We start from the raw sequence: 15,502 nt of genomic DNA on the forward strand, positions 1-15,502 counted from the left end.
GCGTTACGCCTCCTTTGCCGATTCGCCGATTCGCCGCAATCGCAGCAGCCAGCTGGCGTAGTCGCCGCGAAGCGCAAGCGGGAGGCCGAGATGCATCAGCGTCGAGCCGTGCCGGACCCATGCTTCACTCCCGTCGTCGCCTCTCACTTCATAGACCGCCTCCGGATCCAGTCCCCTTAGGCGCAGCCTGCGCTCGCTTCCGCCGAAATGCTCGGACTGCAGGAACGCGAACACGACCGCTTCGTCGCCGTCCCGGCCCACATATTGGTAAGCCGCGATATTGGAATCGCGAAGCGATGCGAGACGATATTGATCGCCATCCGTCACCAGATGGCGGATCTCCTTGTAGAGCGACACGTAGCGCGCAGCCTCCGCCATCTCCTTCTCCGACCACTTGCCGATATTCGCGCCGATGCCGAGCCCCCCCATCATCGCGCTGTGGAACCGATAGGAGAGCGGCAGGCTTCTGCCGTTGAAGCCGTTCGGCGCCTCCGTCACCCAGCACATCATTGCCGATGGGCTGTAGGCGTAGGTGAAGCCTTCCTGGATGGTCAAGCGATCCCTGGCGTCGGTATTGTCGCTGATCCACGCCTGATCGGCATAGCGCAAAATGCCTAGATCGATGCGGGCACCACCGCCCGCGCACGTCTCGAACGCGACGTGCGGGAATCGCCGCCGGAGCTCCGCCCAGATCTCGTACAGATTCGCCACGTGACGGTTCCATACCGAATGCGTCGTATCCGCGTTTCCCGAATCGCCCGGCTCGGTGACGGTGCGGTTCAGGTCCCACTTGATGAACGAGATCTCGTGTTTCGACAGTAGCTCCGTCATAAAATCCAGCACGAAATGCTTCACTTCGGGCTTGCCAAGATTCAGCAAATACTGGTTGCGCAGCGGCGTGCTCCGCCGCGTCGGAAACCGGTAGATCCAATCCGGGTGCGCGCGGAACAGGTCGCTGTCCGGGTTGACCGATTCGGGCTCGACCCAAAGCCCGAACTCCATGCCCAAGCCCTTCACCGCGGCGATCAACTCCTCCAGCCCGTTCGGGAACTTCTCGGCGTTGACGCGCCAATCGCCGAGGCCTGCCCGGTCGCTGTGCCGCTCGCCAAACCAGCCGTCGTCGACGACGAACCGCTCGACGCCGATCTGTGCGGCCTTTTCCGCCAGCGCCAGCTGGTCCCTGACGTTAACCGCGAACTCGGTCGCTTCCCACGAATTGTACAGCACCTTGCGAGGCCCGCGCGCGGGCAAAATTTCCTCCCGCTCGTATTGATGCAGCGCGCGGCTCATCTGGCCGAAGCCGCCCGTGGCAAAGCCGCCCACGAAGACGGGCGATTCGTACGTTTCGCCGGGGGCGAGCGAGAACGCGCCGTCGAAGTCGTTCACGCCGCCCGCGACCCGCACGCCGCCGAACGTCGTCCGTTCGAACACGAGCTTCCAGTTGCCGCTCCAAGCGAGCGCGCCGAACCATACCCGCCCCGCCGTTTCGCTCGCGCCGCCGTCGTCGATCGCGAACCAAGGGTTCGCGTGCGGGCCTGTGAACCCTCGCCGCGATTCCAGCACTTTCTTGCCTTCCGAAAGCAGGTTGGAGCGTAATTGATGCTCGCCCGCCCAACGGCCCGTGACGTGCGTCAAGCGGTAATCGGGCAGGCCTCCGATCGACCACAAGGCAGCCATCGCCTGCTCGATGCGGACGGGCTCGGCCTCCCCGTTCCGGATCGCGACACGCCGCTCGATGAGATCGTGCCGGCCGACGACCTTGTAGCGCACGTCGACGCGAAGATCGTAGTGGGCGTCTTTCAGATGAAGCGCCAGCGCCTCTTCGCCTTCGATCGTATGGCCGATCGCTTGCAGTTGAAGATCTCGGACGCCGTCCGCGAACGACGCCTTGAGCCCGGGCTCCGCGTAATTCGCGCCGCCCCAGCCGCCATACTCCTCGGCCTCGCGATCGACCGCCGCATCGAACGAGCTATGCGATCGCGACTTTAGCAAGTCCACGGACTCGGCCGCCGCGATCGGCTCCCCCCAATACAGATGCTGGATCGTCCCGTTCCCGTTGATCCCGAACAGATAGGACGATCGCTCGGTTCGAATTTCGAACAGCTTTTTTTCCTCGTGGTAGATGATGGCCATAATGACACTCCTTTGCGATTACCCTTTGATGGCGCCGGCGGCGATTCCTTTGATAATGAAACGCTGCATGAACAAGAAGAACGCGACGATCGGCACCATGCCCATGACCGCGTAGGCGAAGGCGAGATTCAAATCGCTGCTGTATTGGCCGAAGAAGAAATACTGCTGCAGCGGGATCGTCCGGAATTGTTTGTCCTGCAGGTAAAGCAACGGCAGCAGGAAGTCGTTCCAGATATAGAGCACGTTGAGCACGAGCACGGTCGCCGTTACCGGCTTCAGCAGCGGCAGGACGATGCGGAAGAAGATCCCGGGCGTCGAACAGCCGTCGATTCGCGCCGCCTCCTCGATTTCGCGGGAGATGCCGCGAACGAAGCCCGAAAAGAACAGCACGCCCATCTGCACGCCGAAGCCGCCGTAGATCAACGCGATGCCCCAATGGCTGTTGACCAGGTGCAGCGACTTGCCCAGCTTGTAAAGCGGCAGCATCGTCACCTGGAACGGCACCATCATCCCGGAGAGGAACAGCAGGAAGACGAAGTTATAGAACGGCTTGTTGCGCCTGGCGATCGCGTAGCCGGCGAGCGCGGACGCGATGACGATCAGCGCGACGGAGAGGATCGTAACGAGGAGGCTGTTCATGATCGCCTTCGGATACTCCGAAGTCTCCCACGCATGAACGAAGTTGGCGAAGTCGAGCTTGGTCGGCAATGCGTAGAAGGAATCGAACGTCATCTTCGCCGACTTGAACGCCATCAGCACCGCGACATACAGCGGGAAGACGAACACGATCGCGAGCAGAGAGACGATCGCGAAGACAAGGATGCGCAGCGGTTTCATCCCATGTCGACCTCCCTTCTTCGGAAGATGCCGACTTGCACGACGGTGACGGCCACGAGCACGAGGAAGAAGATGACCGACAGGGTCATGCCGTACCCGGCCTTGAAGTTGTCGAACGACGTTCGGTAGATATAGGTGGACATGACGTCCGTGGCGAAGGCGGGTCCGCCCTTCGTCGTCACGTATACCAGATCGAACACCTTGAGCGCGCCCGTCAGCACGAGCAGCAGATTGATCGTCACGGCCGGCGCAAGCAGCGGGAACGTGATATGGCGGAACGCCATCCATGTGCCCGCCCCGTCGATCTTCGCGCTCTCGACGAGCTCTCCCGGAATGCTCTGGAGGCCCGCGATATAGATGATCATCGGCGAACCTACGCCTTGCCAGAGCGCCACGATGATCAGGCCCAGCATGGCGTAGTCGGGATTGCCTAACGGACTGGTCATGTCAATCCCGAAGCGGCTGAACAGCTGCGGGAAGCCTTGGCTGTAGTTGTAGCCCCAAATGAACCCGGAGAGCACGATCGAGATGACGCTGGGCAGAAAGAAGATGGTGCGAAATACGTTTTTGAATTTCAAATAGCCGTCGAGCAACAAGGCCAGCGCCATGGATAAAACGTTGACGAGGAGCGTCACGATCAGCGCGTATTTGAACGTGTTCCATAAAGCTCTCCACAGATCGGAATCCCGGAAAGCCTTCACGTAATTATCCCATCCGACATAATGAATTTTGGGGGACACGCCATCCCAATTGGAGAACGAATACCGGAGTCCCATCGCGAGCGGAATAACGACCGCCAGGAGGAACAGGCAAAGGCCCGGCAGCAGAAACAATAGATACCAAGACTCGCCGCGTAGAGACCGTCTCAAGCTGTTCATCGCGCACTTCCTTTCGGAAGAAGAACGGCACAGGCCATTTGCCCGCGCCGCTCTCTTCAATCTCTGGGCTTAGTTGTGATTCTTCGCGACCCACGCATCCATCTCCTGGATGGCCTGGTCGATCGTCGATTTTTTGAAGAACATCTTCTGCATCGCTTGGGTGAACGGCGTGCCCCAGTCGATCGTCGTCTTCGCAAGGTACAGCTGCGAGTCGTACAGCTCGCCCTTGTCGAAGTAAGGCTTCAGATCGTTGACCGCCGGAGCGATGTTCGTGTCCGTCCCTTTCACGTAGCTGAGGGTATTGATGTTCTTGACGACGAGGTCCCCGCCTTCTTTGCTGGCTAGGAACGCCAGGAATTTCTCGGCGGCATCCTTGTGCGGAGACTTGCTGCTGATGGCGAGGGAGGCGTCCGGATTGAACTCCAGCTTGTTCAGGCTTTCGTCGTTGCTGAACGGATACGGGAAATAGCCCATATTGTCGTACAGCTCCGGATTTTTCTTCTGAATGTCCGCGAGCGGCCACGTGCCCATGTACATCATGCCGACGTCGCCTTTGGCAAACAGATCGACCGCGCCGTTATAGTCCACGCCCAGTTGATCCTTGTTGCCGAGGTCGAACAGTTGCTGCGCGTGTTCGAGCATCACTTTGGTCGCGGGATTGTCCGCGAACTTGACGGCGCCGGTCTCCAATTTTTCGAAGAAATCCGGTTGGTTGTAGACGAGAGCCGAATTGCTCGGCATGTCCCGGGTGAGCCACATGCTAAGCGTCCAAGGGTCCTTCCATCCGAGTGCGAACGGCGTCTTGCCGGCTTCCTTGATCTTCTTGGCGGCAGCGATCATCGCGTCGTACGTTCTCGGAATCTCGATGCCAAGGTCGCCGAAGATCTTCTTGTTGTAGAACACCGCGATGGGATTCGCGTTTACCGGCATGATGTAGTTTTTGCCGTCCGTCGATTGAGACTTCAGCACGCTCTCGTCGAAGTCGGCCAGGAAGGGCTTGCCCGTCAGATCCTCGAGATATCCGCCGTCCGAGAACAGCTTCGTCTGGGCGCCGGCATTCAGCGTGAACACGTCCACGACGTCGCCCCCGGCGAGCTTGGTCTTGAGCAGGGTGTAATAATCGTCGTACTTCACGGGTTGGACGTCGACCTTGATGTTCGGATTCTCGCTCTCGAACTGCTCGACGATTTTGGCCACACCGTCCGTGAAGTCGCTTTTGAAATGCATGAAGGAGATCGTTACGGGTTTGCCGTCGTCCGCGGATGCGGTAGGAGATGCGGAAGCGGAGTCGCCGCCGCCGGCGCCCGGACTGCTCTGCGAATCGTTGTTTCCGCCGCCGCAGGCGGCCAAGATCAGCGTCATCAGTGCCGCGCTGACGCCAAGGCTTACTGTCTTTTTCATGCGCTTTCCCCTTTTCTTCGTATAGGTTCGGAGCAAGCGTCCTTGCCCTGTCCCTCATCTTATCCAGCGCGGGAACGCGGCGTAATCCAATATTTTGGGGGACGATTGTTCATTTTTTTGCACGGGGCGCGGAGCGGAACGGCCCGATCAAGGCCGATCCGACATCTCGCGATATTCGGAAGGGGTGTGGCCGGTGAACTTCTTGAACACTTGGCTGAAGTACCGTTGGTTCTCGTAGCCGACCAGCTCGGAGATTTCGCTGATCTTCCTGTTCGGGGAACGGAGCAGCTCGCAGGCCTTCTCCATTCGTTTACGCGTGACGTATTCGATGAAGTTCTCGTCCGTAACCGTCTTGAACAGCTTGCTGAGGTAGCTCGGATCCAAGTAAAAACGAGTGGCGATATCGACCAAGCTGACGTCTTCAAAGTAGTGGTCGTCCAAATATTGCACGATGTCCCGAATCGATCGTTCGGATTCCGGTTCGCCTCGGCGGTTTGCGGCATTCGCCTCCGCAGCCGCCGTCAACCGGTCCAGATAAGCGCCGAGCGCTCGCCCTTCCATGACTGCGTCGATCGTTCGCGCTTCGAACAGTCCTTCGCGTTTGGCATCGCTTCCCGGCATCTCGGACGCGGCCAGCTCCGCGATCCGAGACAGCTCCCGCTGGACGTCGCGTATCGTCGCTTCCGCATGGTTGCCGAGCTTGCGGACGAACTCGTCCAGCATGCGGCGAACGTCCTTCGCGTTGCCCGATCCGAAGGCTTGGGAAAGCCGCTTCAGATCGAACGTCGGGATCAACTCCACCGGAGAAGCTGCGCGTTTGGTCTCGGCTGCGGAGACGGTCAGCCCCGCATAGGAGAACGAACAGTCTCCGAGCGCCGAGACTGCCGTCCGGAACGCGTCCGGCATCTCCTCCAAGCCGTCGAAAGCCGGACTCCATCCGACCGCGACGTCGCCTCCCAGCGTCTGGTTGACGGCTTGTTGGAAGGCGCCGAGCGCTTCCCCCGCGCGCAGGTCCGGATAAGCCGATCTCGGCAGAATCAAGCATAGTCTGGAACGATCGTCCGTCTTGAACAGGAGCGCTCTGTCGTCCCGAAGCACTTCGCGCAAGACATTCTCCAATCCGAACATATACAAGTCGGCGTTGCCATGAAACTTCAATTGCGCGATCTCCTGAAACTGGCGAATCTGGCAGACGGCTGCCCGATAGCCGTCGGCTTCGGTCGGGATGTCGAGCTCTCTCGCCTGCCGCCGGATATCCGACGCGTTTGCGATTCGCCCGCTTGCGACATGCTGAAGAAACACTTCGGTCCTCAGCTTCAGCATATCCCGGGAGGACTGCTTCTCGAGCTGCCGGCTCGTATGTTCGCGTACGGCACGGATGGCCTTGCCCAGCGCTTCGCGCAGCTCCGGCATCGAGACCGGCTTGAGCGCATACTCGCATGCCTGGTAAGTCAATGCCGCCTTCAAATATTCGAACTGCGAGTAGCCGCTGATGACGACCACCTTGATCTCCCGGAACTCCCGGTGAAGGCGCTCGAGGAATTGTTGGCCGTTCATGATCGGCATGTTCATATCGGTGACGACGATATGGGGCTTGTTCATCCGAATGAGGTCGAGCGCCTCTTCCCCGTTCTTCGCCTCCGCGACGACTTCGGCGTCCAGGTCCAGCGCCTCGATCATTTTGGCGATGGCTTTGCGCCCCGGCGCCTCGTCGTCGACGACCATGATTTTATACATCGTCCTCTCCTCGTTTCTTGTAGGGAATTCGAATGCGGATCGTGGTCCCCATGCCGGGCTCGCTATCAATCTCGAGGCCGTATGGCTCCCCGTAGACGAGGCGGATCCGCTCGTGCACGTTCTTGAGACCGATCGACATCCCCGAGAAGATCTCGAGCGAACGCCGGTCCAGTCCTTCCCGGATGGCGGCCAGCTTGTCCGCTTCGATGCCCGGCCCGTTGTCGCTCAGCGAGATGACTGCTGACTGTTCATCCCTGTGCGCGGTAGCCCGGATGGTCAGCGCTTCTCCGCCGTTCTTCTCCAACGCGTGAACGATGACGTTCTCCACGATCGGCTGCAGGATGAAGCGGATAATCGTCATGTCCATGAATGCGGCATCGACCTCGAATTCCGTCGTCAGCGAATCCTCGAAACGCAATTGCTGAATGTAGAGATAGTTGTTGACGTGCGCCAGCTCCATGCCGAGGGTCGACTCCGTATTCCCTTCATAGAAGCTGTAGCGGAACATATCGGCCAACGCCCGGCACATCTCGTGAATTTCGTAATCGCCGATCAGTACGGCCTTGCCCCCGATCGTCTGCAGCGTGTTGTATAGAAAGTGCGGGTTGATCTGCATTTGAAGCGCGAGGATCTGCGCTTCTTTGTTCCGCAGCTGCGTCTGGTATTCCAGCTCGATTAACGACCGGATCTTGTCCGTCATGAAGTTGAAGTTCCGCATCAGCTCGGAGAGATCGTCGCGGTAGCGCTTGGGCCTCAGCGTCACTTGGAAGTTGCCGGCCCGGACGGACTTCATCGCGTTGCCGAGCAATTGGATCGGTTTCGTGATATAACGTTGCACGAGATAGGAGCACAAAACGACGACGAGCATGACGAACAAAATCGCGCCGAAGATCAAGTTGAGCGTATTCCGACGGTTCTGCGCCAACTCGGATGCCGGATACAGAATCGTAAGGCCCATATTGGCATTGTCCAGCGGGGCCGTGCTGACGAGCAAGTCCTTGGGCCCCGTAAACTTTAACGTGCGAACGGGTTCCGCGGGGGGCGATTCGGGCCGCCGATACGGCGTCACCGCCGATGGATACGCGCCGTTCGTCCGATAGAACGCCTCTCCATAGGCGTTCTGCAGGACGATGACATTCGGCGCCTTGTTCACGGATTCGATCTTCTTCGCCAGCTCTTTCTGCCGGACGAAGAAGACCATCGTGCCGAACTTCTTTCTATAGAAGGGATCGTAGATCGTAATGGCGTATGCGAACAGGTCTTCGTTGATCGCCGGCTCGCGGTACGAGAACAGAAGCGACTGCTGAAACGGCAGATCAAGCATCTCCGGAAAATGGGGAGTGCCCGGGCCGAGACGGATGGCGTCGTAGCTGGACGCCCGGGACCAGGAATCATTCAGTTCGTTGTTCTCGCCGTAGATCATGATCTTGATGATATCTTTGTTCTTGCTGACGACGAGCGAGTAGTAATTGGCCAGCGTCTCCCGGAGGTTAAGAATGTCGGCGTCGTTGTAGTTTGCCCCGTGCGCCATCAAGGCGATGATTCGGTTGAAGCCGGATCCGTAGATTTGCAGCGCGGAAGCGGAAAAATTGCGAAAATAATCGTCCAGGTAGCCGTAGAGGTAATCGGCGTTCTGCTCGGAGCTGCGGACCAGCGTCTGCTCCAACGATCGCGTGCTGGACCGGTAGAAGAGAAGCGACAGGACCAGCATCGGAATAAGCGAGATGACGGCGCTGCTCCAGATGATCTTGGTACGTATGCTTCGATTCACGAACAACCATTTTAACATGTTCACTTCGCTCCCGTCGTCGGCTGCCGGAATGCCTGCAAATGCGGATCGGCGTGCTTCCATGAAGGGGACAGCCGACGCGCGTCCAATATATTAGCAGTTCGTGCGGGCAAACACAATTCAACGTTTGGTGCTGCGCATGTTCAATTTTTTGTGCCGAATCCTGCTCCGCTCCAGACGTGGACGTCGCGGCGATCCATTTGCATCGGAGACGGTGCGCCAAAAGCCCGATGTCCGTCGACGCGGGTTTCCAGGCGTTGTCGGTCGGAGCTTGCCCGTGCGCCTGATCAACGCAACCCTATCCCTGTTATTGCGTAATATCCCTTACCGTAAAAAAGAATGGATGATTACAAGATGGCGTCCCTGTTCAAGAAAGCGAGCATTCCGAGCTACCTGTTCTTCGCTAGCGTAATCGTCGTGGCCGCGATCGTCGCGATTCTCTCCAAGCCCTATTTCACGGAGCCTGCCTTCGATCTCAATGGTCATCGATACACCTTGGATCGCGATCAGGGCAATCTCGTCACGTACCGCAGCGGGTCGGCCGGCCCCGTTCAAGTGCGCATCGACGAGCCGTCTCGAACCGTGCTCATCGACAGTCAGGCATACACCGTCGTGAAGAACAGCGATCCTTACAACATCAAATACAGCGTGTCCTATCCGGACGGCCGCCGATTCGAGGTCCAGGATCAGTCTCACCTTCTCCTCAGCTTTGACGAGAAAGGCGAACTCTACTTCCCGATTACCGTATCGGTCGACGGCCAAAGCGCGCGTGGTGACGACGAAGAGGCGTATTCCCCCGCCGCGCTCGTAACGACCGCTTATCCGGAATATCACGAGAAGCCGGGCGCTCCCGGCTTCCTATTCCTTGCCTTGGGCCTCATGATTTACGGCTGGTGCGGTTTTCGGTACCGCAAATTCCAAGAAGTCTCTTTCTGGCTCTCGCTGAAATGGATCTGGGTAGAGGATCCCGAACCGAGCGATTTCTACTATTTCATGTGCAAGGTCGGCGGGATTCTAGTTATGATCTTCTCGGTCTGGGTCGCCTTCCAAGCGTATGGATGATGGATCGCCCTTTCCTGTCATACGGCAGCCGTGTACGAAAGAGGTCCAACCAGCTCCCAAGCGGCAGATAACGGCGTCATTGCGTTTAAGCTGACGAAACGGGTGAAAAGGACGCAGGGCCGGTGGACGAAACGGTTAGTTGGTGCGAGAAGGTAGTTTACATGCATACATTTGGCGAAAAGGCGTGCGAGGAAGCGATGTAGGTAGTTTACATACGCACATAAGGCGAAAAGGCGTGCGAGGAAGCGATGTAGGTAGTTTATATACGCACATAAGGCGAAAAGACGTGTGAGGGATCGAAGTAGGTAGTTTACATACGCACATAAGGCGAAAAGGCGTGCGAGGGAGTGATGTAGGTAGTTTACATACGCACATACGCACATTTGGCAACCGGCCGCTCAAAATCAATCTGCACCCGTACGGGATGACGGGCAGCTGATCCATAAGAGGGCTTTCGGCCGAATGCGTAAGCTTGGACTCCCGGCGACAGTACGCCGCATGCGTCACCGGCGCAGTCCATGAAACCATTGCGCCCGTACAACCCTCGCTGCCGTTTCCGTCAGTCGATTTTTCGACTAACTCGCTCGTACAACCCCCGCTGCGACCGATCGCCCACAGCGATCAGGGAACCCGGAACACGTCCCGAAGCCTTTGCGCGCTTGCCTAATCATAATGAAGACCGAATCCAATTGAAACGAACCAAGCTGACGCCGGTAGAGCTCCGGCGGCAGCTTGCGTCTTAGGGTTTTTTCTGCTGTCTCTGAGATGAGGGGCTTGATCCTCTCATCCGATCGGGGCTTTTGCGATTACAACTCCGTGATCCGAACGCCGCGGTAATAGGTGCGAGCCGCGCCGCGGGTGCTGACGCCGAACATGCCGTAACGCCAGGTGCCGTCCGCATGACGCAGCACCTCTTCGCCGTCCACGGCGAGCGTAAGCGCGTCTCCAACGGCGGTGAACGTAAGCTCGTAATCTTGATCCAGCCGCCAAGGAAATTCGGCCTCGGCCAGCTTCGTAAACCCGAAGTCGTTCAAGTACAGCGCGATCCGTCCCGGTCCGTCGAAGCCCGCATGGTAGCCCCGCATGGCGCCTTGCGCGCGAACGGCGACGAGATGCGAGTCACCGCTCTGCGGATTCAGCTTCACCGAGACGGCGTAGTCTTTGGCGAAGTAGTTTCCCGCGTAGGCCTCGCTAGGCTCGGCGGTCATGAGGTACATCGCCCCGTCCGCAAGGCTCCATGCGCCGTGATGGTGGGCAAACGGCGTCACGCAGCCGAAATCGACCGACTGTTTGGCGAAATCGATCGTATAATCGGCCTTGCCGTAAATGCGGAAGTCGTCGAGGAACAGCCGTCCAAGGCTTTTCGGCTTGCGTGTCGAGTAGGCTTCGAGGACAATCCCGACTTCGTCGATGAGCTCGCCGTCCGTATCGGGAATCTCGAACTCGATTTGCGTCCACGCTTGATCGGCGAGTTTCCGATAGCCTTGCACGAGCTCCCGCTTGCTTTTCGCGAGCCGGACGTAGGGCGCGACGCCCATCGTCTCGTTGCCGCTCCATTGGTCGAGGAAGAGCGCCATGCTCACCTTCTGACCGCTGTAGGCACGCGGAGAAAACGTTGGCGAATACCGCTCGTCGCTGAATTCGTCCCGCGTGTAGAACGGCTTGTAATACACCTTGGACCGCTCGCCGCGGGTCATCCGGTCGAACAGGATCTCGAGCGAACCGCTCCCCGTATGGGCCTGCTCCGCGGAATGGCGCGTCCGGCAGAAAAAAGGATCCGAAACGCGGATGTTGTGCGTCGATCCCGGCAGCTCGAAGTCGAAGTATACTTCGTCCTCTCGGAAGCCGTCGAGCAGCGGCTGCGGGCACGGCTCCTTCGCCAGGCGGTAGCCGAGGATGGCGAGCTCCTTGGCGTACGACGGCAGGTCGAGGATGTTGAGGTAGCCCGAAATGCCCGACATGACGATGCCGTCGTTGATCGGCGCGCGGTACCGCTCCGCGATGCCCGCCAAGCCGGCCGCCACGCCGAGCACGGTGCCGACATTGCCCGCGTTGCAGTCCGTATCCCAGCCGCACATCGTCGCGATTTCGACGGTCCGGTTGAAGTCCCCTTGGCCGTAAATCATTGCGAGCACGCAGACGCCGGCGTTCGGGATGATATGGCATACGCCTTTGTACTTGTCGTATCCCCACTCCCGCTCCAGCATGTCGCGGCAGGCCCGGAAGTCGTCCGGAAACTCGGCATGAAAAGCGAGAACCGCTTTCGAGACCTGCGCATACAAGGAAGCCGCCGGAATTTGGGCAAGCGCCGCATCCAGGATGACGCGGATGTCGGACGTTTCGAACGCTTTGGCGATCGCCGCGCAGAAAAACCGCGCGCCCAGCACGCCCTCCCCGTCATGCGACACGCGCGCGGCCGCTTCGCCGAAGTCGGCGGCCCTCGCCGGATTGCCCGGATTCACAAGTCCCCACGTGTCGATGAAGATCTGGCCGCCGATCTGCTCGGCGATGATCCGCCCGTTCTGCGCGATCGATCCCGATTGCGGCGCGGGAATGCCGTTCTTTAAGTTGACGTACGCCGTATGCTCCGTACTGACACCGTATCCGCCCCACCAGAACATGCCGATCCCTTCGCGGGCATAGTTCAGCCATGCGCGCGCGACATCGTTCGGCGTGATGTCCCGGTCCACGGCGTCGTCATAGAGCGCCCGCAGAAAATAAAAGGGGCCGTTCGCGTCGTCGTCGGCCGCGAAGTTTTTGAATTCCTTGACGTAGCCGGCGATGTCGCCGTACGTGCTGCGGATGCGCTCGTACGTCCAGATCGTCGGCTCGACGGGCGCGCCCAGCCGGATGCCGACGTTCATCCCGAGATAGCCCGCGTATACTTTTTCCACATAACGTTCGGGGATCATGCGTGCACCGCCTTTTTACATAATCGGCTGAAGCTGCCGTTTCCTGCTTGCTTGGAAAGCCATGTCTTCCTTGATGATAGCGGCTGCCGCTTCGGCGAATCGGGCTGCGTGACCTGCGAAGTCCTGACGGTTCGCCGCCTCGAGCGATGCGATCTCGTCCGCCGGAATCGCGCTTACGCCGAGCTTGGCACCCAGGATGGCTCCGATCATGACGCCGATCGAGTCGGCGTCGCGGCCGGAGCTGACGCCGTCTCGCACCGCTTCGAGCAGATCGCCTTCGTGAAGGACGATGTACGCGAGCGCGATCGGCAGCTCTTCGATCGAGAACAGCCGACTCGGCGTATAGTGGTTCGATGGCATGCCCAGCTTGTCGGCGCTGCGAGTCACGTCGTTGCCCATCGGAGAGTAAGGTGCGATCGCCGCATGGAAAGCGTGCACCACCCGCTCCCGGTCCGCCCGGTCGCTCCGCAGCACTGACGCCCGCTCGCACAGATCGTGGATCGCCCGCCTCGTGCCGTCCTTGGCATAGGTCAGCGCCGCGCCCGCGATGCTGTCGATCGTGGCGCCAGGCACGAACGCCTGGGCGATACAGCACGCGAGTACGCCCGCGGCTTCGAGTCCGTAGCTGACCTGGTGGCCCGATGCGAACAGGATCGCTTCGTCGTACGCCGCCTTCGGATGCCCGGCGTTCACGACCCCGACGGGCGCGATATACATGGCCGCTCCGCAGTTGACCATGTTGCCGTAGCCGCCTTCGCGGGGATCGCAGTTCGCGAGGGCGTGCCGGTTGAAAATATGCTTTTCCGGGTAGAACAGCCGATCCAGGATCATCGCTTCCCGGCCGAATTCCGGAATGTAGCGCGGACGGAAGGCGATTTCCTTGACCAGCTCGTTGGCCATGTCGTACGCGTCGAGATGCCGCCGTTCGGTGCAGTAGACCTGCATCAGCGCGAGCGTCATGAGCGTGTCGTCGGTTACGATGCCCTCGCCCCTCACCCGGCCGTATCGCTCCGCCTCGGGCCAATCCGCCTTCCACCACTTCGTCTTCGTCGTCTCGATCCGGCCGTACTGCGCCCGGATCTGGGCGTACGTCATCTTCTCCACGACCGCCCCCATCGCGTCGCCGAAGGCCGTCCCATAGAGTACGCCGCTCACCCGATCCGCGAATGATACCATGTTGCCTCTCTCCCTCCGGGCGAAAGCGCGCGAAGCGGATGCCGCTTCGCGCACCGTCTGTTTCTCGTTACTTGAGCGTCTGGTTGGCGTAATCCGTCAAGTCCTTGCCGCCCGCGGCGTTCCAGTCCTTGACGAACGAATCCCAGTCGGCCGCCGTCTTCTTTCCGGTGACCATATTGGCTGCGAATTCGTTGTACAGGGCGGTGCAGGCGTCCCACTTCGCCGCCAGCTCCGCGGGAATGATGAAGGCATTGTCCTCGGAAGACATGGCGGCCATCATGTCGAGCGACTTCGCCGCCGGCTCGGACAAATACGGGGTAGCTGGATCGAAGGGAAACTCCGGCTTGAAGTTCACGGTCGATTCGACGAAGCGCGGATACCATTCGGCGAATTTGTCGGTCAGCTTGATTTGATCGTTCGTAATTTCGTATTGGGTGCCCTCCACACCGAGCTTGTCGAGCATTTGGCCTTTCGGGCTGGCCAGGTACTCGAGGACGGCGAAGGCGAGGTCTTTGTGCTTGGACGTCTTGCCGATGGCGAAGCCGCGGCTTTCCTTGCTGACGTCGATCGGCGTATACCCTTGGGCGACGCCCTTCGCCGGCGGCAGCGGCACGATCTTGGCGCCCGCGCCGTTCTGCGACGTCATCTTCGTGTTGTAGATGTCGATCGTCTTGCCCTGCGTGCCGGCGATGACCGCCGCTTGGCCGTCGTAGAACGCCTTCTCCTTCGTGTCCCATTTTTTCGTTAGGAACTCTGGATCGAGGAGACCGTCCTTATACAGCTTGGCGTAATATTCGAGCTTCTGCTTTTCGAACGTTGTCGTCTTGCCGAACGCGTATTTGCCGTCGTCTCCTTTGATCCAAGTGGCCGTCAGGCCGAACGCCTGGCCGAACGTCGCGTCGAGTTCGTCCAGCGTCCCCGCGGTCGTATAGCCGTACGCGGCCCCCTTCTTCTCCTTCATCTCCTTGAAGAAGGCGTAGTAGTTGTCGGGCGTCGGGTTGACGAGCAGCTCCTTGCCGGACGCCGCGGCGTCCAGCCAATCTTGGCGGACGACCGGCACTTTGCTGCTGGTCGGCGACAGCCAAACGAGATACGGATAGTTTTGGGTGCGCTTTTGGTTGTAGGGATTCATCGATGCTTTCACGTAGGTCGACTGTGCGATGTACGGCGTTAAATCTTCTAGGATGCCTTGCGTGACCGCGAACTGGTAATCCCCGCCCTGAAAGTAAATGAGATCCGGAATGTTGCCGCTTTGCAGCAGCAGGCCGAGCTTCTCGGAATACGTCCCGCTCTGCACCGGCACGAGTTGGAGCTTGACGTTTTTGCCTTCGGCCTTCATCCCCTCCTCGATGCCTTTGAGGAGCGGATCGTCGGCCGGCAGATCCTTGTCGACGATCGTGATCGTCACCGGATCGCCCGACGCCGGCGTCGACGCGGACGCTCCGCCGGAAGGGCTTGCGGCCGGCGAACCGCTCGCTCCGCCATTGCCGCCGTTGCCGCCGCTGCAGGCCGTCGCGGACGCTAGGAGGCCGGCGGCCAACAAGATCGCGATTGCTTTTTTCATTTCGATGTTCCTC

Annotated in this window: 10 protein-coding genes; 1 reads left to right on the top strand and 9 read right to left on the bottom strand. The window is 59.6% G+C overall.

All coding sequences use genetic code 11. The annotated features are described in order from the left end of the window. Positions 1-3: 3 nt before the first annotated feature. The 6 genes from LKX83_RS09195 to LKX83_RS09220 all read right to left on the bottom strand — a co-directional run bounded on the left by LKX83_RS09195 (position 4) and on the right by LKX83_RS09220 (position 8,775). Positions 4-2,133, bottom strand: a complete 2,130-nt coding sequence (locus LKX83_RS09195) for an alpha-galactosidase (RefSeq protein ID WP_227881876.1) — start codon at positions 2,131-2,133, stop codon at positions 4-6. 18 nt (positions 2,134-2,151) lie between these two features. Beyond that, positions 2,152-2,970: a carbohydrate ABC transporter permease gene (locus LKX83_RS09200; protein WP_227881877.1), complete on the bottom strand. Its 819-nt coding sequence runs from the start codon at positions 2,968-2,970 to the stop codon at positions 2,152-2,154. Next, complete coding sequence (locus LKX83_RS09205) at positions 2,967-3,848, bottom strand: carbohydrate ABC transporter permease (protein ID WP_227881878.1); 882 nt, start codon at positions 3,846-3,848, stop codon at positions 2,967-2,969. Before LKX83_RS09205 ends, LKX83_RS09200 begins: the two co-directional genes overlap by 4 nt. A gap of 69 nt (positions 3,849-3,917) precedes the next feature. Further along, positions 3,918-5,249, bottom strand: coding sequence for an ABC transporter substrate-binding protein (locus LKX83_RS09210; RefSeq protein ID WP_227881879.1), 1,332 nt, complete (start codon positions 5,247-5,249; stop codon positions 3,918-3,920). A gap of 147 nt (positions 5,250-5,396) precedes the next feature. Beyond that, a complete protein-coding gene (locus LKX83_RS09215; protein WP_227881880.1) occupies positions 5,397-6,986 on the bottom strand; it encodes a response regulator in 1,590 nt (529 codons plus the stop codon). Next, the gene (locus tag LKX83_RS09220; RefSeq protein WP_227881881.1) at positions 6,979-8,775 is read right to left on the bottom strand and encodes a sensor histidine kinase; all 1,797 of its coding nucleotides are present in this window, start codon (positions 8,773-8,775) and stop codon (positions 6,979-6,981) included. Before LKX83_RS09220 ends, LKX83_RS09215 begins: the two co-directional genes overlap by 8 nt. A gap of 354 nt (positions 8,776-9,129) precedes the next feature. Between LKX83_RS09220 and LKX83_RS09225 the strand changes: the two genes are divergently transcribed. Then, a complete protein-coding gene (locus LKX83_RS09225; protein ID WP_227881882.1) occupies positions 9,130-9,837 on the top strand; it encodes a DUF6199 family natural product biosynthesis protein in 708 nt (235 codons plus the stop codon). Between the two features lie 806 nt (positions 9,838-10,643). Here the strand turns inward: LKX83_RS09225 and LKX83_RS09230 are convergent. The 3 genes from LKX83_RS09230 to LKX83_RS09240 all read right to left on the bottom strand — a co-directional run bounded on the left by LKX83_RS09230 (position 10,644) and on the right by LKX83_RS09240 (position 15,489). Continuing rightward, positions 10,644-12,749 (bottom strand): ADP-ribosylglycohydrolase family protein, encoded by a 2,106-nt coding sequence (locus LKX83_RS09230; protein ID WP_227881883.1) that lies wholly within the window; start codon positions 12,747-12,749, stop codon positions 10,644-10,646. Between the two features lie 15 nt (positions 12,750-12,764). Next, positions 12,765-13,925 carry an ADP-ribosylglycohydrolase family protein gene (locus LKX83_RS09235; RefSeq protein WP_227881884.1) on the bottom strand — a complete coding sequence of 387 codons (1,161 nt, stop codon included), beginning with the start codon at positions 13,923-13,925 and terminating at the stop codon, positions 12,765-12,767. Positions 13,926-13,992: 67 nt separating this feature from the next. Continuing rightward, the gene (locus tag LKX83_RS09240) at positions 13,993-15,489 is read right to left on the bottom strand and encodes an extracellular solute-binding protein (RefSeq protein ID WP_227881885.1); all 1,497 of its coding nucleotides are present in this window, start codon (positions 15,487-15,489) and stop codon (positions 13,993-13,995) included. Positions 15,490-15,502: the final 13 nt, after the last annotated feature.

It is taken from the genome of Cohnella baijiui (genome assembly GCF_020731285.1).
Classification (GTDB): Bacteria; Bacillota; Bacilli; order Paenibacillales; family Paenibacillaceae; genus Cohnella.